The sequence below is a fragment of the Microbacterium sp. STN6 genome (genome assembly GCF_026410545.1).
Lineage (GTDB): Bacteria > Actinomycetota > Actinomycetes > Actinomycetales > Microbacteriaceae > Root112D2.
In genome coordinates this window covers 160770-182715 of record NZ_JAPMIT010000004.1, presented here as the reverse complement: position 1 = coordinate 182715, position 21946 = coordinate 160770, and the positions used below count along the sequence as shown (strand labels likewise).

Below are 21946 nucleotides of genomic sequence, written 5' to 3'. Positions count from 1 at the left end.
GTTCTGACTGCTAGCTCAGGCCCGCGCCCGAGAAACCGAAAAGGGCGAGGTAGCCCGCCGAGATGCTGTTGCCGAACACGATGCCGACCCAGGCGCCCACCAGCATCCAGGGGCCGAACGGAATGCCGCTCGTGCGCTTGGCGCGACGGGCGAGAATGAGCGCGCAGCCGTAGAGGCCGCCAAGCACGAACGCCGCGAGCGCTCCCACGGCGAGCGCACCCCAGCCGACGAAGCCGAGGTAGATGCCGAGCACTCCGGCGAGCTTGACGTCGCCGAGGCCCATGCCGCCGGGCACGGCGAGCGCCATGACGAGGTAGGCCACGACGAGGGCGGCCATGGAGATGCCGGCACGGATGAGCGCGCCCCCGTCGCCCGCCAGCGCGCCTGCGACGCCGAGCAGCGCGGCCGCCACCAGGTATGACGGCAGCACGATCGCGTTCGGCAGCACGTGCGCGTCGAGGTCGATGAGGGCGAGCGCGACCGTGATTGCGACCAGGTAGAGGAACGCGACGAGCACGAGCGCGGCGGCGATGGCGGCCTGCGGTGTCGTTGCCGTCAGGAGCGGCGGGCCGAAGACGACGGCGACGAGCGCGAAGAGCACGGCCGTTCCGAGCTCGACGAGGGGGTACCTGGCCGAGATGGGGTTGCCGCACGAGCGGCAGCGACCCCGCAGCGCGAGCCACGAGACGACCGGAATGTTGTCATACCAGGCGATTCGGGATGCGCAGCCCGGGCATGCGCTCGGTGGCGACACGATGGAGCCGCCGTTCGGCACGCGGTACACGACCACGTTGAGGAACGAGCCGATGAGCAGGCCGAAGAACCCGGGCACGAGAAGGAGGGCGGTCATGGGCTGACCTCCCGGTATCCGCCGAAGGTGGAATCGGTGTACGTCGGCGGGGCGTTCCATTTCTGGGCCAGCGATCCGTTGCAGGCGGCGACGTCGACCTTCGAGAACTTCGCTCCGCCTGTTCCCGAGAACAGGTCCGCCGAGTCGGCTTGTAGGCAGCGCCCATAGTGGTCGATGAAGAGGTAGCTCGACGCGTAGTCACCCGTGTTGTAGACACGAACCCACTGTTGGTTCTGGCTGCCACTGCCGTGGGAGCCATGGCAGGCGTCGAAGACCACATAGGCCTTGGCTGTTCCGTTCACGGGAGTCAGGCAGTACTTCGTGCCGTTGTCCAAGGTGACGCTGATGGTCTGGTCACCCGTTTTTGTCTCTCCCGGGTCCGGTTCCGTGTAGTACCACTTGTGGTTCCATTTCAGCTGCGTGCCGGTCCCTGTGGGGTCCTGCTTGCACGGGTACGAGATCATGTACGACGCGTCAATGTTCTCGCCGGTGACGTCGGCGCAGCGGCCGAACTCCTGGTAGTTGACCATCTGATGCGTGTTGTAGCCCGCCGCACCCGCGCCCACTTGGGCTGACGGCGAGAACGAGCCGTAGCACCCCTCTTTGCGCACCTGCAGGTAGCGGCCGCTCAGGTCGCTGCCGTCACTCGCGCCGCTGGAAAGGCAGTATCCGCTGAAGCCGCTCGCGATGTTCTGCTGCTGACCGACCCAGGAGTAGGAACCGGTCCAGCTCCAGAGCTGGTTCCAGCGAGCGGAATCCGTCGAGGCGTGGCAGGTCTGAAGCGTCGCGTTCTGGGACGGCTGGTTGTTCACAGCCGGGCCCGTGATGCACAGGCCGGGCGATGTGTCGGACATGGTGCTCGCGAGCTTTATCTCGTAGTCGGTGTCGTAGACCCACAGTTGAAGCGCCGAGCTTCGGCAGTCGACTGCCTTGGTGAAGTTGACCAAAGCTCCGACGGTCGCCGTGACGGCCGTAAGGCAGAAGGCAAGGTTCGAGTTGTAGATCATGCCGCCGGCGATGTTGACGTTGGTGACCTTGAACTTGTAGATCGCCGAGAGGGCGCGGTCGCCGTACGTGGGGTCGTCGTCGTGGCCCGGTACGGCGGATCCCTTGCCCTCCGCGAAGATATACGCGTACTTCGGCACGATGGAGACGCCGTGGGCCGACGAGCAGGCGAGCTGGTTGGCCGTGCGCCAGGTGGCGCTCATGTTCGTCGGGTCGCTCGTGAAGTACTGCACGGTGACGCCGTAGGAGGAACCTGCGTCTTCAGCTGTCACCCGCCCGTTCACGGAGCAGGGCAGCTTGTTCGGAGCTCCATAGACCTGCCCAGACGCATCCGCTGCGGCCGCTGCCGTGCGAACGAGGCCGAGCGCGGCCTGCAGACCGGCCTGCGCCGAGTACACGGTGCGGGTGTTCTTCTGCGCAGTGAACGCCGGAGCCGCTTGGCTGAGGATCGCGGCGAGCAGCACAACGGAGAGGCTCGCGACGAGCACGATGAAGAAGATGGCGCTGAGGAGCGCGGCGCCGGCCTCGCTGGCGTTCGGCGCCAGTCGGCTGAGAAGGGAGTCACGCCAGTGGCGCGCGAGTCTGGTCATGGCCGGTGTCCTAACGCGTCGCATACCAGGGTGCCCGTGTTGCTTGGCGACTGGGTAGAACTATTGCGGGCGACGAAGGTGGTGCTCATATTGGTACCAGCGTTGAGCTTCACGTTGCCGGCGTGGATGGAGATGCTGAGTTGCTGCATCGCCGAGCCGGTGAGGCTGGCCGGGATGAGCGAGAACGGGTAGTTGGTGCCACCGTCGTCGATGACGCCGGTCATCTTGGTCGACCACGGGCTCGCTGTGGAGCCGGGAAGGTCGTTCCACTGCCGCGATTCGATATGGCCGGTGCCCGGAATGAAGCGCCACTGCGTGCACGTCGTCACGCCGCTCGCCGAGCTGTTTCCCGGTGTGCGGAATTCGATGTAGCGGGCGCCGCTCGGCCCGACGCCCGCGGGATTCACGGAGTCGGCGTAGCGGGCCTGGCGGTCGAGCGACCCGAACACGGCCAGCGTCGCGTTGGATGATTGCGCGATGAGGCTCGTGCGGGAGGCGTTCTGGGCGATGGTCACGGTGGTTCCAAGAATCAGAGCGATGAAGAGGGAGAAGATGCCCATCGACACGACGAGTTCGATGAGCGTGTAGCCGGCCTCGCGGGACCCCCTGTCGCGATCGATGTCACTCATGCGTGTTCCACTCGAGATCGCTGTGGGAATCGATGAGGGTGCTGGTCTGGTACGAGCAACCGCCCGCTCCACAGCCGGCGCTCCAGCGCACGACCACCATGACCCGGATCAGCGCAGTCCGCCCCGCCGGAGCGACGCTCGGTGCCATGGCCTGTCCCGCGATTCGCGTACAGTCGCCACCGCTCGCGGGCTGGTAACACACGCCAATGAGCGTGTGGGCGGTGTAGTTCGTGCCGCTGTGGGGGTAGACCTTTGTGATCGGGATCTCGGGAGTCGAACTGGCCGTGGCCGTTGGATCCCATGCGGCATAGGTGGCGCCTGTACCGGCGACGCCGGTGTTCGCCGCCCAGTTGGTTTGCACCGGCGTTTTAGCCCGGCCGTTGTAAAGCGCGCTGACCCCGGTGGCCCCGTTGACGGAAGAGGCGTGGGCGCTGACGACTTCCATGGCCTGATTGGCCACCGTTACGGCAAGTTCCTGACGCTGCTGCTTCGCGGCCGATTTCATGCTCGAGATGCTGAGACCGATCGCCGCCGTGGCGACGATGGACATGAGGCTGATGGCGACGATGACCTCGATGAGAGACATGCCGGATGCGTCGGCCGCGCGCGCCCTGAGGCGCTGGACGATTCGCTTCACAGCAGCATCTCCTTTCGGGTATCGGAGCGTTATGCCTGTGTGCGAGGCGCCGCTGTCGCGGCGCCTCGCACAGGGTTTACTTCTAGCTGTGCGCCTGCGTGTCGCTCCACTTTTGGATTCCACCGCTACCGCTCAGATACTGCTGACCACCGGTTGAGATGTTGTCATTCCAGCCCGTGATCGTGTAGCTGTTGGCGTCTACGACGTGCACCTTGATGTGATTGCCTCCGGACACCTTGATCAAGGTGTCACCGGGAGAGTCAAGTACCGTGTCGTTGTCCGTGAAGCCTGTGTAGCTTCCGTTGTTGCCCGTTCCATACGTCTCCACGGCAACAGCCGCGTTCTTCAGGTCTGACTCGACCGACGACTTCCACGCGCTCGTGCGCTGGTTGAGGAAGACGGGGATCGCGATGGCGGCGAGAATGCCGATGATGATGATGACGACGAGGAGCTCGATGAGCGTGAACCCCTTCTCGTCTTCGGCCAGGAGGCCGTTGCGCCGAGCGTTGAGCTTGGCCATGGTCTTGAAGTACATGGTGAGGGTTCCAATCCTTGGATGCGTTGGTCGGGACGCCGGGTGATTCAACCCGTCTGAATTGATGGTAGGGAGAGCGCTTCAGGGCCGGAATCCCACCAATAGGGGGTTTTGGGCCCGAAAGTTACCCCAGTTCAGGGGCAAAAAACGCGACACGGCACCCGTTTGGGAGCCGAATTACTTAACGGCTGTGGAAATCTCGAAGATTGGCATGTAGAGGGCGATCACCATGCCGCCGATCACCACGCCGAGGAACGCGATCATGATCGGCTCGATCATGGCCGTGAGCTGCTCAGCGGCCGCCTCGACCTCCTGGTCGTAGAAGTCGGCGATCTTCGAGAGCATGGTCTCGAGCGAGCCGGAATCCTCACCCACGGCCACCATCTGCGTGACCATGTCGGGAAAGACGGGCTGCTGGCTGAGCGGGCCGGCGATCGACTCGCCCTTGCGCACCGATTCGCGCACCTTCTCGAGCGCGTTCTCGACGACCCAGTTGCCCGAGGTCTCCCCCACGATCTGCAGCGCCTGCAGAATGGGCACGCCGGCGCCGATCATGTTGGAGAAGTTGCGGCTGAATCGGCCGATGGCGATCTTCTTCATGAGCGGCCCGAAGACGGGCAGCTTCAGTTTGATGGGGTCGATCACCTTGCGCACCGACTCTTCGTGCTTGTTCCTGCTCCACCACACGGCCGTCAGAATGATCGCCACGACGAGGATCGGGCCGATCCAGACCATGGAGTGCGAGAGGACGACGAGAACCTGGGTGGGCAGAGGCAGCTGGCTGCCGAAGCCCTTGAACATGTTCTCGAACGTCGGCACGATGAAGATCAGCATCGCCACGACCGAGATGAGCGACATGATGAGAACGAGCACGGGGTAGGTCAGCGCCGACTTGATGGTGCTGCGCAGCTTGACATCCTTCTCGAAGTTCGCGGCAAGCGACTCGAGCGAGCGGTCGAGGAAGCCGCCGGTCTCGCCGGCCCGCACCATGTTCACCATGATCGGGGGGAACACTCCGGAGTGCTTGCGCATCGCATCCGACAACGCCACACCCGACTCCACGTCGTCGCGCACTTCGCCAAGAATCTTGGCGAGCTTCGGGTTCTCGGTCTGCTCGGCGAGGATATTGAGCGTGCGCAGCAGCGACAGGCCCGAGACCAGCATGGTCGCCATCTGACGGCTCATGACCGCGAGATCCTTGAGCTTGACGCCGCTGCCGAAGCCGATGTTGATCTCGCGATGCAGGCCGGTGCCGGCCGGCGCCTCGGAAATCGCGATGGGCGCGATGTTCATGGTGCGCAGCCGCGCGGTCACGGCGCCCTCGCTTGCGGCGTCGACGCGGCCCTTGACGATCTTGCCGTTCTCGTCGCGGCCGGTGTAGGCGAAGGCCAGGGTGGCAGCCATCAGTGCACCCCGCCTGAGAAGGAGTCGCCGAAGTCGATGCCGCCCACGGCCAGCGCCCGCGCGGAGGCCTCGGTGGGCGAGTCGACGCGGTCGACCAGGCGGTCGAATCCGCCCGGATCGTGCACCTTCTCGAGCGCGGCCGCGTGCGTGACCTTGCCGGTGTTCACGAGCTCGGCCAGGTGCTGGTCCATGGTGTGCATGCCCAGCTCGCGGCCCGCCTGCATGGCCGACGCGATCTGGTAGGTCTTGCCCTCGCGGATGAGGTTGGCGATGCCCGGCGTGGTCATCATGACCTCGGTGGCGACCGCCCGGCCCTCCCCCGTGGCACGGGCGACGAGGGTCTGGCAGACAACGCCCTGCAGGGTGGCGGCGAGCTGCGCGCGCACCTGCCCCTGCTGGTGGGGCGGGAACACGTCGATCATGCGATCGATGGTCTGCGGCGCATCCTGCGTGTGCAGGGTCGCGAAGACCAGGTGGCCCGTCTCAGCTGCCGTCAGCGCCACCGAGATGGTCTCGAGGTCACGAAGCTCGCCGATGAGAATGACATCAGGGTCCTGGCGCAGCACGTGCTTGAGCGCCGCCGCGAAGCTGTGCGTGTCGTGGCCGACCTCGCGCTGGTTCACGATGGACTTCTTGTGCGGGTGCAGGAACTCGATGGGGTCCTCGACCGTGACGATGTGGTCGGTGCGCGTGCTGTTCACCAGGTCGATGAGGGCCGCGAGTGTAGTCGACTTTCCCGAGCCGGTGGGGCCGGTCACGAGCACGAGACCGCGGGGCAGGCCGGCGAACTTGCCGATGCCCTCGGGAACTCCGAGCTCTTTCAGCTGCCGGATTTCGGTGGGAATCAGGCGGAACGCCGCCCCGATCGCGTCGCGCTGCTTGTAGTAGTTGACGCGGAAGCGGGCGTTCGCCGAGACCGTGTAGGCGAAGTCGAGCTCGTACTCGCGCTCGAACTGCTTCTGCTGCTCGGGCGAGATGAGAGTGCGTAGGGCGCTGGCGACGCGCTCGCGATCCCATGGCTGGCCGCCGGGAACGGCACGCAGGCCGCCGTCAACGCGCATCATGGGCGCCGCGTTCGCCGTGACGTGCAGGTCTGAGGCCCGGCTGTACACGACCTCCTGCAGCGCCGCGATCAGCTCGGGGTCTGCTGCCTGGCGGGATGCGCGGCGCTCCTCAGCACCCGCGCTCGCTGCAGCGGCCGCCGGTCGCACGGGCGGTGCAGCCGCGCTCGGCTGCGCGGCTGGCGCGGCGGCCTGCTGCACGGGCGGAGTCGCGGCGAGGGCCGCCTGCGGTGCGGCGGCCTGCTGGGCTACGGATGGCTGGCCCGCAGCTGGCACCGGGGCCTGCATCGACGGCATGGCCGCCTGCACGGCGGCACGCGGCGCGGCGAAGGACGGGCCGGCGTCGTCGCCGACGGTCGGCATCAGCTGCGTGGGCTGCGTGTATGACGGGGCGTCGGCCGGTGCGTGAACCGGTGACGCTGGCGGCTGGGCCGCATCCGTCGCCGGGGTCGCGAGGGAACGCCGCGCCGCCTCTTCGGCTTCTTCGCCGAGGCTCCAGCGCCGGCTGCCCTGCGCCGGCGGTGTCACCGGGATCTCGTAAATGGGATCGTCCATGCCTAAAGCCCCTCTTCGAATGTCTCGCGTTGTGCGCTCCATAGCGCCTCGTCACGGCCGGGCATCACGCCACGACCCGCATGATCTCGTCGATCGACGTCATTCCGAGCTGCACCTTGGCCCAGCCGTCTTCGCGCAGCGTCAGCATGCCCTGCGCACGGGCGAGGCGGCCGATCTCGGCGCTCGAGGCGCGCGCCACGGCCAGGCGCTCGATGTCTTCGGTCACGATCATGACCTCGTGCAACGCGAGGCGACCGCGGTAGCCGGTGTTCGAGCAACTGGGGCATCCGACGGGCTCGTAGATGACCGGCGTCTCGTGGCCAGGGTCGATCGTGAGGTTCAGCTGCAGCAGGCGCTGCGGGTCGAACTCGGAGGGCCGCTTGCAGCGGTCGCAGAGCCGGCGCGCCAGGCGCTGGGCGACGACCGAGTCGAGGGCGGAACCGACGAGGAACGGCTCGATGTTCATCTCGGTGAGGCGCGTGATGGCGCTCGGCGCGTCATTGGTGTGCAGGGTCGAGAGCACGAGGTGGCCGGTGAGCGACGCCTCGATGGCGATCTGAGCGGTCTCGTGGTCGCGGATCTCGCCGAGCAGCACCACGTCGGGGTCGCTTCGCAGAATGGAGCGCAGGGCGCTCGCGAACGTGAGGCCCGCCTTCGGGTTGACCTGCACCTGGTTGATGCCGGCCATGCGGTACTCGACCGGGTCTTCGACGGTGATCACGTTGATCTCGGGGCGCGAGACGGCGTTGACGGTGGCGTAGAGGGTGGTGGACTTGCCCGAGCCCGTGGGGCCCGTGACGAGGATCATGCCGTACGGCTTGGAGTACGACGTGCGGAACACGTCGAAGTTGCGGTCGAGCATGGCGAGGTCGCGCACGTCGAGGCTCGTGTTCGTGTTGTCCAGAATTCGCAGCACGATCTTCTCGCCCCACACGGTGGGCAGCGTGGCCACGCGCAGGTCGATCTGGCGGCCGCCGTGGCTGACCGACATGCGACCGTCCTGCGGCTTGCGACGCTCGGCGATGTCGATGTCGCTCATGATCTTGAGACGGCTGATGACACCGTTCTGGATGCTCTTCGGCGCAGCCTGCATCTCATGCAGCACGCCGTCGATGCGGTACCGCACCCGCACCTCGTGCTCGCCAGGCTCGATGTGGATGTCGGACGCCGCATCCTGGATGGCCTGCGAGACGAGCAGGTTCACGAAGCGCACGATCGGAGCGTCGTCATCGCCGCCGTCGCCGACGCCGAAGGCCGAGGCCTCGGTGGGCGCGTTCTCCTCCTCGAGCGTGGAGGTGAGGTCGCTGAGCTCGTCGTCGGCGCGCAGGTAGCGGTCGATGGCGCCGAGCAGGTCGCTGCGCTCGGCGACGACAGGGTCGACCTGCATGCGCGCGGCAGCGCGCACGTCGTCGACTGCGAAGACGTTGCCGGGGTCGACCATGGCGAGCACGATGCGGCCGTCTTCGAGACCGATGGGCAGCACCTCGTGCCGGCGACAGATGCCGGGGGCGACGAGGGCGACAGCCGTGCGATCGATGGGGTAGTCGAGCAGCTCGACGAACGGCAGATTGGCCTGGGTCGCGCGCGCGCTCGCGAGCTGCACCGGCGTGATCGCGCCCTTCTCAACGAGGGAGCGGATCACCTGCTCCTCTTCTGCCACGCCCATCTCTGCCGCATCAAGCTGCTCAATGGGCAGCAGGCCGTGCAAAATCAGGATCTCCGTCATCGACGCCACAACTACCACCCCCTCGAACAAGCCGGACTGCGACGGTCGGATGCCGCAGAGAAACTGGACCGCTTGCCAAGCCTTGTCACGTTATCCCGCGCTTGACATGGGGCGCATGACCCAGATATGGGGGCACACGAACGGGGTGCGCCGTGAGGTGGGTTGAGGAGCCGCGAAGCGGCGTCTCGAAACCCGGGGTCTTGGAGGGCGTTGGGTTTCGAGACGGCCGCTTTGCGGCCTCCTCAACCCGCAAGCGCAGGAGGGGCCCGGCGTTAGCCGGGGCCCCTCCTTACTACGTACCTACAGATCAGTTATAGGTGCCGGGCGTGTAGTCGTCTGAACTGAAGCTGTCGAAGTCGACGAAGCTCAGATCATTCTCGGTGAACGCGCCGTCGTCGGCGAAGATGCGGTTCGGGTAACGCTCCGCCTTCGCCTCCTCGGTGGCCTCGACCGTCACGTTGCGGTAACGCGGCAGGCCGGTGCCGGCAGGGATCAGCTTTCCGATGATCACGTTCTCCTTGAGACCGATCAGCGGGTCACGCTTGCCCTCCATGGCCGCCTGCGTCAGAACGCGGGTGGTCTCCTGGAACGACGCGGCGCTCAGCCACGACTCGGTCGCCAGCGACGCCTTGGTGATACCCATGACCTCCTGACGAGCCGACGCGGTCTTCTTGCCCTCGGTCAGCGCGGCACGGTTCAGCTCGTTGTACTTCGAGCGGTCCACCAGCTCGCCAGGCAGCAGGTCGGTGTCGCCGTGGTCGACGACGGTGACCTTGCGCAGCATCTGGCGCACGATGACCTCGATGTGCTTGTCGTGGATCGGCACACCCTGCGACCGGTAGACGCCCTGCACGCCGCCCACGAGGTGCTCCTGCACGGCTCGGACACCCTTGACGCGCAGCACCTCCTTCGGGTCGACCGTGCCGACGATGATCTGCGTGCCGAGCTCGACGTGCTGGCCATCCTCGACGAGAAGCGTCGAACGCTTCAGCACCGGGTAGGCGTGCGGCTCGTCGCCCGAGTCGGGAGTGAGAATGACCTTGCGGCTCTTCTCGGTCTCCTCGATCGTGATGCGACCCGCGGCCTCGGCGATCGGGGAGGCACCCTTCGGGGTGCGCGCCTCGAACAGCTCCTGCACACGAGGCAGACCCTGCGTGATGTCGTCAGCGGATGCCGAACCACCGGTGTGGAACGTACGCATCGTCAGCTGGGTTCCGGGCTCACCGATCGACTGCGCCGCAATGATGCCCACAGCCTCGCCGATGTCGACCAGCTTGCCGGTGGCAAGCGAGCGGCCGTAGCAGGCGGCGCAGACGCCGACAGCGGACTCACACGTGAGCACAGAGCGCACCTTGATGTTCTCCACGCCAGCGGCGACCAGCTTGTCGATGAGCACGTCGCCGACATCGCTACCCGCCGGGGCGATGACGGCGCCAGAGGCATCGACAGCATCCGTCGCCAGTGACCTTGCGAACACCGAGTTCTCGACGTTGACGTCGCGAACGAGCGTGCCGGTCGAGTCGGGGGCGGCGATGACCTGGTCGAGACCACGGGTCGTGCCGCAGTCCTCCTCGCGGATGATGACGTCCTGCGACACGTCCACCAGACGACGGGTCAGGTAACCCGAGTCGGCGGTACGCAGCGCGGTGTCGGCCAGACCCTTACGGGCACCGTGCGTAGCGATGAAGTACTCGGCCACGCTGAGGCCCTCGCGGTACGACGAGATGATCGGGCGCGGGATGATCTCACCCTTCGGGTTGTTCACCAGCCCTCGCATACCGGCGATGTTGCGCACCTGCAGCCAGTTACCACGGGCGCCGGACGACACCATGCGGTAGATGGTGTTGTCGGCCGGGAAGTTCTCCTGCATGGCCTTGGCAACCTCGTCGGTCGCATCCGTCCAGATCTTCACCAGCTCCTGGCGACGCTCGAGCTCGGTCGTGAGACCCTTGTCGAACTCCGCCTGAACCTTCGCGGCCTTCTTCTCGTAGCCGGCGATGATCTGCGGCTTCGTGGGAGGCGTGAGGATGTCGGAGAGCGCGACCGTCACACCGGAACGCGTGGCCCAGTAGAAGCCCGCATCCTTGATGTTGTCGAGCGCCGCGGCGACCTCGACCTTCGGGTAGCGCTCGGCAAGGTTGTTCACGATGCTCGAGATCACGCCCTTGTCGGCGACCTGCTCCACGTAGGGGTAGTCGGCCGGGAGCGCCTCGTTGAACAGCGCGCGACCCAGCGTCGTCTCCTTGATGACCGGACCGCCCTCGTAGCCCTCGGGCGCCGGGGCGTCACCGAACACGACGTTGTCGAGACGGATGCGCACCTTGGCGTTGAGGTCGAGCGAGCCCTGGTCGTTCGCCAGGATCGCCTCGGCGATCGACGCGAACGCGCGGCCCTCACCCTCAGCGCCCTCCTTGAGGGAGGTCAGGTGGTGCAGACCGATGATCATGTCCTGCGAGGGCAGGGTCACCGGGCGGCCATCCGACGGCTTCAGGATGTTGTTGGACGCCAGCATGAGGATGCGCGCCTCAGCCTGTGCCTCCACCGAAAGCGGCAGGTGCACAGCCATCTGGTCACCGTCGAAGTCGGCGTTGAACGCGGCACACACGAGCGGGTGCAGCTGGATGGCCTTACCCTCGACCAGCTGCGGCTCGAACGCCTGGATGCCCAGGCGGTGCAGGGTCGGAGCACGGTTCAGCAGCACGGGGCGCTCACGGATGATCTCCTCGAGCACGTCCCACACCTCGGGACGGGCACGCTCGACCATGCGCTTGGCGGCCTTGATGTTCTGGGCGTGGCTCAGGTCGATCAGGCGCTTGATGACGAACGGCTTGAACAGCTCGAGCGCCATGTCCTTCGGCAGACCACACTGGTGCAGCTTGAGCGTCGGGCCCACGATGATGACCGAACGGCCCGAGTAGTCCACGCGCTTGCCGAGCAGGTTCTGGCGGAAGCGACCCTGCTTTCCCTTGAGCATGTCGCTCAGGGACTTCAGGGCGCGGTTGCCGGTACCGGTGACAGGGCGACCACGGCGACCGTTGTCGAACAGGGCGTCGACGGCCTCCTGCAGCATCCGCTTCTCGTTGTTCACGATGATCTCGGGAGCACCGAGGTCGAGCAGACGACGCAGGCGGTTGTTGCGGTTGATGACGCGGCGGTAGAGGTCGTTCAGGTCGCTTGTCGCGAAGCGGCCACCGTCGAGCTGCACCATGGGGCGCAGCTCCGGCGGGATCACGGGGACGACGTCGAGCACCATGGCGGCGGGCGAGTTGCCCGTCTGGATGAACGAGTTGACCACGCGAAGGCGCTTGATGGCGCGGATCTTCTTCTGACCCTTGCCGTTGGCGATCTGGTCGTGCAGCAGCTCGGCCTCGGCGACCAGGTCGAACGACTCGAGGCGCTTCTTGATCGCCTCGGCGCCCATGTAGGCCTCGAAGTACAGACCGAAGCGGTCGACGAGCTCGTTGAAGTCGGCATCCTCAGGCTTGAGGTCGCCCACCTTCAGCGTGCGGAACGACTCCCAGACACGCTCCAGACGCGCGATGTCCTCGTCGAAGGACTTGCGGATCTGGTTCATCTCCTTCTCGGCGCCGTCCTTGGTGCGACGCTTCTGGTCGGCCTTCGCGCCCTCGGATTCGAGCGCGGCGAGGTCGCCCTCGAGCTTCGTCAGACGGTCGGCAATGCGCGCATCCCTCTGGTCACTCAGGGTCTTGATCTCGAGACGCAGCTCGTTCTCAAGGCCCGGCATGTCGGCGTGACGGCCGTCCTGGTCGACATCGATGACCATGTAGGCCGCGAAGTAGATGACCTTTTCAAGGTCTTTCGGCGCCATGTCGAGCAGGTAGCCCAGACGGGAAGGCACGCCCTTGAAGTACCAGATGTGCGTGACGGGCGCGGCCAGTTCGATGTGGCCCATGCGCTCACGGCGCACAGACGACTTCGTGACCTCGACACCGCAGCGTTCGCAGACGATGCCCTTGAAGCGCACGCGCTTGTACTTACCGCAGGAGCACTCCCAGTCCCGCGAGGGGCCGAAGATCTGCTCGCCGAAAAGGCCGTCCTTCTCAGGCTTCAGCGTGCGGTAGTTGATGGTCTCGGGCTTCTTGACCTCACCATGTGACCAACGACGGATGTCGTCAGCGGTGGCCAGGCCGATGCGAAGCTCGTCAAAAGTTGTAACGTCGAGCAATTTGTACTCTCTCCTTGTGAAGATTCGTCAGTAGGGTCTGGCCGCGCTTAGATCTCGTCGATCGACGACGACTCGAAGCGCGAGGAGATGTTGATGCCGAGCTCTTCCGCCGCACGGAACGCCTCGTCGTCCGTGTCGCGCAGGCTCACGGCCTGCCCATCGGCCGAGAGCACCTCGACGTTCAGGCAGAGCGACTGCATCTCCTTGATGAGCACCTTGAAGGACTCCGGGATGCCCGGCTCCTGGATGTTCTCACCCTTGACGATGGCCTCGTAGACCTTGACACGACCCAGAATGTCGTCGGACTTGATGGTCAAGAGCTCCTGCAGGGCGTAGGCGGCACCGTATGCCTCGAGCGCCCACACCTCCATCTCGCCGAAGCGCTGGCCGCCGAACTGCGCCTTACCACCGAGCGGCTGCTGGGTGATCATGGAGTACGGGCCGGTCGAACGTGCGTGGATCTTGTCGTCTACCAGGTGGTGCAGCTTGAGGATGTACATGTAGCCGACCGAGATCGGGTACGGGTACGGCTCACCGCTGCGGCCGTCGAACAGCTGCGTCTTGCCGCTGGCGCCGATGAGCTGCTCACCGTCACGGTTGGGCAGCGTCGAGTCGAGCAGGCCCGAGATCTCGACCTCGGCCGCGCCGTCGAACACCGGCGTCGCCACCTTGGTGTTCGGCTCGGCGCTGAACGCCTCGGTCGGCAGCTTCTTGGCCCACGCCGGCTTGCCCTCGACCTTCCAGCCCTGCTTGGCGATCCACCCGAGGTGAATCTCGAGCACCTGGCCGAAGTTCATGCGGCCGGGAACACCGAGCGGGTTCAGGATGACGTCGACAGGCGTTCCGTCGGCGAGGAACGGCATGTCCTCAACAGGCAGGATGCGCGAGATGACGCCCTTGTTGCCGTGACGCCCGGCGAGCTTGTCGCCCGCCGTGATCTTGCGCTTCTGGGCGATGTAGACGACCACACGCTGGTTGACGCCCGAGCCGAGCTCGTCGTCACCGTCTTGCGCGTCGAACACCTTGACGCCGATGATCGTGCCCTGCTCACCGTGCGGCACCTTGAGCGACGTGTCGCGAACCTCGCGGCTCTTCTCGTTGAAGATCGCGCGCAGCAGGCGCTCCTCGGCGCTGAGCTCGGTCTCGCCCTTCGGCGTGACCTTGCCGACGAGGATGTCGCCGGGGCGAACCTCGGCGCCGATGCGGATGATGCCGCGCTCGTCGAGGTCGGCCAGGAGGTCCGGGCTGACGTTCGGCAGGTCGCGCGTGATCTCTTCCTTGCCCAGCTTGGTGTCGCGGGCGTCGACCTCGTACTCCTCGATGTGGATCGAGGAGAGGGTGTCGTCCTTCACCAGGTTCTGGCTGAGGATGATCGCGTCCTCGTAGTTGTAGCCTTCCCACGGCATGAAGGCGACGAGAAGGTTCTTGCCGAGCGCGAGCTCGCCATTCTCGGTAGCCGGGCCATCCGCGATGACCTCGCCGACCTCAACCCGCTCACCCTCGTTGACGATGACGCGGTGGTTGTAGCTGTTGCCCTGGTTGGAGCGAACGAACTTGTTGAGGTAGTAGGTCTGCGTGCCGCCCTCGTCGAGCTGCAGGGTGACGGCGTCGGCCGAGACCTGCGAAACGACGCCGGCCTTGTCGGCCGTGACGACCTCGCCCGCGTCGATGGCCGCGTACGTCTCCATACCGGTACCGACGAACGGCGACTCGCTGCGCAGCAGCGGCACAGCCTGACGCTGCATGTTCGCGCCCATGAGCGCGCGGTTCGCGTCGTCGTGCTCGAGGAACGGGATGAGCGACGTGCCGACCGACACCATCTGGCGGGGCGAGACATCCATGTAGCCGATGTCTTCTGCGGGAACGAGGTCGACCTCGCCGCCCTTCTCACGGGCGAGCACGCGCTCCTCAGCGAAGCGGTTCTCCTTCGTGAGGGGAGCGTTCGCCTGAGCGATGATGAAGTCGTCTTCCTCGCTTGCGGTGAGGTAGTCGATGGTCTCGGAGACCTTGCCGTCGATCACGCGGCGGTACGGCGTCTCGATGAAACCGAACGAGTTGATGCGTGCGAACGACGCCAGCGAGCCGATGAGGCCGATGTTCGGGCCTTCAGGGGTCTCGATGGGGCACATGCGGCCGTAGTGGCTGGGGTGCACGTCGCGCACCTCGACGCCGGCACGGTCGCGGCTGAGGCCACCGGGGCCGAGCGCCGACAGGCGACGCTTGTGGGTCAGGCCCGCGAGCGGGTTGTTCTGGTCCATGAACTGGCTGAGCTGCGAGGTGCCGAAGAACTCCTTGATCGCGGCGACGACGGGGCGCACGTTGATCAGGGTCTGCGGCGTGATGGCCTCGATGTCCTGCGTGGTCATGCGCTCGCGAACGACGCGCTCCATGCGGGAGAGACCGGTGCGCACCTGATTCTGGATCAGTTCGCCCACGGCGCGGATGCGACGGTTGCCGAAGTGGTCGATGTCATCGACGTCGAGGCGGATGTCGACCTCCTTGCCGTCGCGCACCCCCTTGACCGTCTTCTGCTCGTCGTGCAGCGCAACCAGGTACTTGATGGTCGCGATGATGTCCTTGGTGGTGAGGACCGAGTCGCTGAGCGGCGCGTCGATGCCGAGCTTGCGGTTGATCTTGTACCGACCGACCTTGGCCAGGTCGTAGCGCTTCGGGTTGAAGTAGAAGTTGTCGAGCAGCGCACGCGCGGCCTCGGCGGCAACCTGCTCACCCGGGCGCAGCTTGCGGTAGATGTCCTTCAGCGCCTCTTCCTTGGTGAGGATCGCGTCCTTCTCCAGGGTGAGAGCGATGGACTCGTAGCCAGCGAACTCCTCGAGGATCTCCTCGCTGGTGAGGCCGAGAGCCTTCAGGAACACCGTGACCGACTGCTTGCGCTTGCGATCGATGCGCACGCCCACCTGGTCGCGCTTGTCGATCTCGAACTCGAGCCAGGCACCGCGGCTCGGGATGATGCGAGCCGAGTAGATGTCCTTGTCGCTGTTCTTCTCGGGGCTGCGGTCGAAGTAGACGCCGGGTGAGCGAACGAGCTGGGAGACGACGACACGCTCGGTGCCGTTGATGACGAACGTGCCCTTTTCGGTCATGAGCGGGAAGTCGCCCATGAAGACCGTCTGGGTCTTGATCTCGCCCGTGAGGTGGTTCATGAACTCGGCCTCGACGTAGAGAGGCGCGGAGTACGTCTTGCCCTTCTCCTTGCACTCGTCGATCGAGTACTTCTTCTCTTCGAGGAAAGGATTCGTGAAGCTCAGCTGCATCGTTTCGCCGAGGTCTTCGATCGGAGAGATCTCCTCGAAGATCTCCTCGAGACCGGACTGCACGGCGATGTCGGTGCGGCCCTTCGCCTCTGCCTCGGCGAGACGCTGCTTCCACTCGTCGTTACCGACGAGCCAGTCGAAGCTCTCAGTCTGGAGGGCGAGCAGATCAGGAACCGTCAGAGTGTCCTGGATCTTGGCGAACGAAAGACGGTGGAAGTTCCGTCCGTTCTTGGGTGAGTTGGTGGTTGCGTTGCGCGCAGCAGCCAAGGAAATAACCTCCGTGGGCCCTGTTTCAGGCCTCAGTCACTTGTCGGTCAGTATCGGAACTGGTAGTCGGAACTGTTAGGACGAGAGCTCCCACAGGAAATCGCGCCGATATATGACCCGTTCGCACGGGACCAGGCGCGCAGAGCCGACCGCAATATGAAGGCATGAAGAAGTGGGGAGCGCAAAGAACCACTATATGCGACAAAGACGCGCCGTGTCCACTTGATTCTTGACCGAATTCGAATTCTCCGGTATAACCCAGGTTTCTCACTGGGTGGGCGATGGGCGGGCGGTACGCGGTAGCGCTGACCACACGGGTCGGGCCGAATCGTGAGTGCGCCCGCAGAAGACCCGCAAAACGGCCCGACCCACGAGAAAGCAGTTGCGTCGGACGACAGGCGCGAACGGGATTAGCCGGCCTGCGCGGGGGCGCCGGCATCGGCGAGGGCGCGCACGACGGGGAGCTGCGCGACGACCGCGGCGCGGAAATCCGGGTTGTCGCGCAGGTCGGCGGGGAAGACCGAGTCGAGCGCGAAGAGGCGAGCCACGACCGCGTCGGGGTCGAGCTCGAGGGCGTCGATGGACGGGACTGCGGCGTGCAGCTCGTCGGCGAGAGGGTCGTCGAGGGGCGGGCTACCGGCATCCGCTGTGCTGGCAATGAAGGTGACCCACGCTGCGACCGCAAGCGCCAGGCCACGTGGCATGTGGCCGGCGGCGATGCGGTCGCGGGCGGCGCTGAGAATGCGGATGGGCAGCTTCTGGGAACCGTCCATGCCGACCTGCCTGGTCGTGTGCGCGAGGCTCGGGTTGGCGAAGCGCGCCAGCACGGTGTCGCGGTAGCGCGCGAGATCGATGCCAGGCGGGGCCGTGAGGGTGGGCAGGATGTCGTCGTCGAGTACGGCGAGAACCGCGTCGCGAAGGGTCGGGTCCGCGACCGCTTCGGCGATGGTCTCGTGGCCGCGGAGGGCGCCGAGGTAGGCGAGCATCGAATGGCTCGCGTTGAGCACGCGCAGCTTGACGCGCTCGTAGGGCGCGACGTCGTCTGTGAGGATGGCGCCGGCCTTCTCCCAGGCAGGGCGGGGGCCGGCGAAGTCGTCTTCGATGACCCACTGGGCGAAGGGCTCTGCGACCACGAGGGCCTCGTCGCGCAGGCCGAGCAGCGCCTCGGCGGCGTCGCGGTCGGCCTCGGTTGTGGCGGGGGCGATGCGGTCGACCATGGTGGAGGGGAAGGTGACGGAGGTGTCGAGCCAGGTGGCGAAGGCGACTGCGGGTGCCGGGTCGGTGGCTTGCGACGAGTCGGGGGCGCCGGCATGTACGGCGTCGGGGGCATCCGCGAGCGCCGCGACGAGCGAGCGCACGAGGCGGCGAGTGGTGGGCCCGTTGTCGGCGAGGTTGTCGCACGGCACGACGGTAAACGGGGCACCTCCCCGACGGAAACGACGGGCGAGGCCGCGCACGAGCAGGCCGATCGGTGTAGCGGATGCCCCGGCCGGCGCGGAGACGGAAGCGTCAGCCAGTTCGGCCGCGATCAGGCGCAGGTCGGACTGCACCGAGTCTCGCGTCAGGTCGATGTTGCCATTCGTGCCCCGCAGGTACCCCTTCTCGGTGATCGTCAGCGTCGCCAGATGCGTGGCCGGCGCAGCGATCACCTCGGCGATGCGGTCGGACTCCTCCCCAGGCCACGCCACATCGCGAACGGATGCGACGAGCCGCAGTCGCGTCTCGTCGACCCCGCGCACCAGCACCCCGTACAGGCAGTCCTGCGGCCGCAACTGGCGCACGACCGAGTCGCTGCGGCCGGTCACCCCGAGGATGCCCCAGCCGGACGCGCCGGTCGCTGCGGCAGCATCCTCGGTGAAGACCGCCTGGTGGGCACGGTGGAACGCTCCGATGCCGAAGTGCACGATGCCGATGGTGGGAGTGCCGGCCTCGACCGCGGGGCCGGTGACGCGCTCGCGGTTCGGCTGAGCGGCGGCGAGGGTCGCTGCGGAGAGGCGGTCGTGCACGAGGGGGTGCTCCTGGTTCTTGGTTGGGGCGGGTGGGCGAGTATGGGTTTCGAGACGCGCCTTTGGCGCTCCTCAACCCGCGTTCGGTGGCGAGTATGGGTTTCGAGACGCGCCTTTGGCGCTCCTCAACCCGCGTTCAGTGGCGAGTCTGGGTTTCGAGACGCGCCTTTGGCGCTCCTCAACCCGCGTTCGGGCGGTCAGTCGTCGGGGTTGTCACGCACGCGCGCCACCAGCTGGGTGGGGTTCACGAAGCGCAGGGCGATGACCAGGATCACCAGCATCATCACGGTGTACATGACCGCCATGGCAGAGACCAGCGGGCGCGGCTCGGCGCCACCCGCAGACGTCATCGCCCGGTAGATCGCCACCACGAGCGTGTCGCTCGGCGGCCCCGACACGAGGAACGTCAGGTCGAACATTCCGACCGTACGCACCAGCACGAGGATGCCCGCCGCGAGAATGCCGGGCACCAGCAGCGGGCCGAGCACCCTCAGGAACACGCTACGCATACCGGCGCCGCACATGCGCGCAGCGTTCTCGATGGTCGGGTTGATCTGCTCGATGAACGGCGTCATCGTGATGATGACGAACGGCACGGATGGCACCAGGTTCACGAGAATCACCGCAATGAGCGTGCGCCCCAGACCGAAGTTGTACATGACGGTCGCCAGCGGAATGCCGAACGTGATCGGCGGGATCAGCACGGGAAGCAGGAACAGCCCCATCACGACCTGCTTGCCCGGGAACTTGCTGCGCGCCAGCACGTACGACGCCGGCACGCCGATGAGGATCGAGATGATCACGACGCTGAACGCCACGATGAGCGTCACCCCGATGACGTGCGCGAGCTCGAACCTGCTCCACGCCTCGCCGTACCACGAGGCCGTGAACTCGGTGGGCAGCCAGTTCGTGAACCAGGACTTGCCGAGCGAGTCGACGAGCACGCTGATGAGGATGCCGAAGAGGAAGAGGAAGAATGCGACGATTCCGGCCCACACGAACCACGTGCCAGGCGAGGCGACGAGTGACCTCTCGCCCGGCATCCGATTGGCTGGGCCCGAGCCCTTGCGCCTCTTGCTGTAGATCTTCTCTGCACCGCGAACCGCTGGGCGGCCCGCGTCGATGACGGGTGTATCGGCCATCAGCCCTTGCCTCCTGTCGAACCCTTATAGAAGAAGGAGCGCCCGAGTAGAACGAACGCGATGACCACGAGCTCGATGACGCCCATCATGATGGCGATCGTCGAGGCCATGCTGTAGTTCTGCTGCTCGCCGAATGCGCGGTAGGCCATGAGGGCCATGACGCGCGTGTCGCCGCCCGGGTCACCGACCAGCCTCGCCGACGGGAACACGCTGAACGCGAGCACGAAGGTGAGGATGAAGGTGGTCGCCAGCCCGGGAGCCAGCAGCGGCAGCGTCACGCGACGGAACCGCTGGCGCCAGTTGGCCCCGAGCGTTCTGGCCGCCGCCTCGATCGACGGGTCGATTCCCGACAGGTAGGAGGAGACGAGCAGGAACGCGAACGGGAAGCCCGAGATGATGAGCGAGAACATGACGCCCAGGTAGTTGTTCACGAGCTGCAGCGGCTGGTCGATGATGTGCGTGTCGAGCAGGAACCGGTTGAGCCAGCCCTGGCGCCCGGCGAAGATCAGCAGGCCCTGCGCGGTGAGCACCGTGCCGAGCGTGATGGGCAGAACCAGCAGCGTCGAGAGGAACCGCTTGCCGCGGAACCGGTGCCGCAGCTTGAACGCCAGCGGGATCGACACGATCACGTTGAACAGTGCCGCCGGCAGCGCCAGCTTCATGGTCAGCCACACCGACTCGAACGTGAACGGGTCCTTGAAGAACTCCACGTAGTTGGCGAACGGTCCGCCGCCCCACTGCTCCGTCGTGCGCGCGAGCGGCTGGAACGTGAGCCCGATGCCGTACGCGAACGGGTACACGAACAGCGCCACGATGAACACCAACGCCGGCGCCAGCAGCCACAGCCGGGCGTCGATGCCGCGCTCGGCGAGCCGGTGCGCGAGGCTCGCCGTGCTCTTCACGCGGGTGCGCGACTGGCGTGACTGGATGGCCGAGCTCACGACGCCACCGACTCGAGAGGCGTCTGGGTCACCGGGCTCCCGGCCTCCGCGGCGAGGTCTGCCTGGTAGATCAGCACGCGGCTCGGGGCGACTCCGAGGGTGACCCTGTCGCCTGGGCGCGGGGCCGATGAGGCGTGCACGAACAGGTTCTGCCCGGCATCCGTCACCGCTTCGACCGCGAACTCACGACCTTGGTACTCGACGACCTGCACGGTCGCCTCGACCGTGTTGAGGCCCGAGGTCGAAGCACCTGGCTCGACGACCGTGAGGTCATGGGGGCGGATGGCGACGCGCACAGAGTCTGACGCGGCCGCGTGGTGCACGATATGACCCGCCAGCGACAGGCCGCGACCCGAGACGCGCGCCTCGGAGCCGTTGACCGTCTCGACCGTGAGATCGAGGAGGTTGCGGTAGCCCATGAAGTCGGCGACGTGCCAGTTGGCCGGGTTGTCGTGCAGTTCCTGCGGCGTGCCGATCTGTTGCACGTGGCCCTCGCGCAGCACGACGAGGCGGTCGGCGAGTGAGAGCGCCTCCTCCTGGTCGTGCGTGACGTAGACCGTGGTGAGGCCGAGCGACTGGTGCAGGCGCCGGATCTCGGTGCGCATCTCGAGGCGCAGCTTGGCGTCGAGGTTCGACAGCGGCTCGTCCATGAGCACGAGTCGGGGCTCGAGCACGACGGCGCGAGCGATGGCAACGCGCTGCTGCTGGCCGCCCGAGAGCTGGCCGGGAAGCTTGGTGGCGTGCTGCTCGAGCCGCACCAGTGCGAGCGCCTCGGCGACCCGGCGCGTGATCTCGGCGCGCGGCACGCCACGCATCTGCAGGCCGAACGCCACGTTCTTCTGCACGCTCAGGTGCGGGAACAGCGCGTAGTTCTGAAACACCATGCCGAAGTCGCGCTTCTCGGCGGGCAGCACATCGACGCGCTTGTCATCGATGAGGATCTGCCCGTGGGTGAGGGGCAGCAGGCCGGCAAGGCAGTTGAGCGCCGTCGACTTGCCGCAGCCCGACGGTCCGAGCAAGGCGATGAACTCGCCCGCCCGGATCGTCAGGTTGAGGTCGACCAGCGCATCCTGCCCACCGAAGCTACGCCCGACGTTCTTCAATTGCAGGGCGTCGAAGGAGGAGGCTGAAATGGTCATG

14 protein-coding genes are annotated in these 21946 nt (G+C 66.2%); all 14 read right to left on the bottom strand.

Annotation, left to right across the window (positions count from 1 at the left end):
* Positions 1 to 10: 10 nt before the first annotated feature.
* Positions 11 to 850, bottom strand: a complete 840-nt coding sequence (locus tag OSC27_RS13000) for a prepilin peptidase (RefSeq protein WP_267181899.1) — start codon at positions 848 to 850, stop codon at positions 11 to 13.
* On the bottom strand, positions 847 to 2445 hold the full coding sequence (locus OSC27_RS12995; protein ID WP_267181898.1) for a ricin-type beta-trefoil lectin domain protein: 1599 nt from the start codon (positions 2443 to 2445) through the stop codon (positions 847 to 849). The genes OSC27_RS13000 and OSC27_RS12995 overlap by 4 nt, the downstream gene beginning before the upstream one ends.
* Entirely contained in the window at positions 2442 to 3074 is a 633-nt protein-coding gene (locus OSC27_RS12990; RefSeq protein WP_267181897.1) for a type II secretion system protein, read from the bottom strand. Before OSC27_RS12990 ends, OSC27_RS12995 begins: the two co-directional genes overlap by 4 nt.
* Positions 3067 to 3711, bottom strand: a complete 645-nt coding sequence (locus tag OSC27_RS12985) for a type IV pilus modification PilV family protein (RefSeq protein WP_267181896.1) — start codon at positions 3709 to 3711, stop codon at positions 3067 to 3069. Before OSC27_RS12985 ends, OSC27_RS12990 begins: the two co-directional genes overlap by 8 nt.
* An 82-nt stretch (positions 3712 to 3793) precedes the next feature.
* Entirely contained in the window at positions 3794 to 4246 is a 453-nt protein-coding gene (locus OSC27_RS14475) for a prepilin-type N-terminal cleavage/methylation domain-containing protein (RefSeq protein WP_323374109.1), read from the bottom strand.
* Between the two features lie 177 nt (positions 4247 to 4423).
* Positions 4424 to 5650 (bottom strand): type II secretion system F family protein, encoded by a 1227-nt coding sequence (locus tag OSC27_RS12975; protein ID WP_267181895.1) that lies wholly within the window; start codon positions 5648 to 5650, stop codon positions 4424 to 4426.
* The gene (locus OSC27_RS12970; protein WP_267181894.1) at positions 5650 to 7266 is read right to left on the bottom strand and encodes a type IV pilus twitching motility protein PilT; all 1617 of its coding nucleotides are present in this window, start codon (positions 7264 to 7266) and stop codon (positions 5650 to 5652) included. Before OSC27_RS12970 ends, OSC27_RS12975 begins: the two co-directional genes overlap by 1 nt.
* Positions 7267 to 7330: 64 nt before the next feature.
* A complete protein-coding gene (locus tag OSC27_RS12965; RefSeq protein ID WP_267181893.1) occupies positions 7331 to 9001 on the bottom strand; it encodes a GspE/PulE family protein in 1671 nt (556 codons plus the stop codon).
* Positions 9002 to 9299: 298 nt separating this feature from the next.
* Positions 9300 to 13178 (bottom strand): DNA-directed RNA polymerase subunit beta', encoded by a 3879-nt coding sequence (locus OSC27_RS12960; RefSeq protein WP_267181892.1) that lies wholly within the window; start codon positions 13176 to 13178, stop codon positions 9300 to 9302.
* A 47-nt stretch (positions 13179 to 13225) separates the two neighbouring features.
* Positions 13226 to 16717, bottom strand: coding sequence for a DNA-directed RNA polymerase subunit beta (gene rpoB / locus OSC27_RS12955; protein WP_267181891.1), 3492 nt, complete (start codon positions 16715 to 16717; stop codon positions 13226 to 13228).
* 410 nt (positions 16718 to 17127) lie between these two features.
* On the bottom strand, positions 17128 to 18723 hold the full coding sequence (locus OSC27_RS12950) for a mannitol dehydrogenase family protein (RefSeq protein ID WP_267181890.1): 1596 nt from the start codon (positions 18721 to 18723) through the stop codon (positions 17128 to 17130).
* A 197-nt stretch (positions 18724 to 18920) separates the two neighbouring features.
* A complete protein-coding gene (locus tag OSC27_RS12945; protein WP_267181889.1) occupies positions 18921 to 19865 on the bottom strand; it encodes an ABC transporter permease in 945 nt (314 codons plus the stop codon).
* On the bottom strand, positions 19865 to 20806 hold the full coding sequence (locus tag OSC27_RS12940; RefSeq protein ID WP_267181888.1) for an ABC transporter permease: 942 nt from the start codon (positions 20804 to 20806) through the stop codon (positions 19865 to 19867). Before OSC27_RS12940 ends, OSC27_RS12945 begins: the two co-directional genes overlap by 1 nt.
* Positions 20803 to 21945, bottom strand: coding sequence for an ABC transporter ATP-binding protein (locus tag OSC27_RS12935; RefSeq protein WP_267181887.1), 1143 nt, complete (start codon positions 21943 to 21945; stop codon positions 20803 to 20805). The genes OSC27_RS12940 and OSC27_RS12935 overlap by 4 nt, the downstream gene beginning before the upstream one ends.
* Position 21946: the final 1 nt, after the last annotated feature.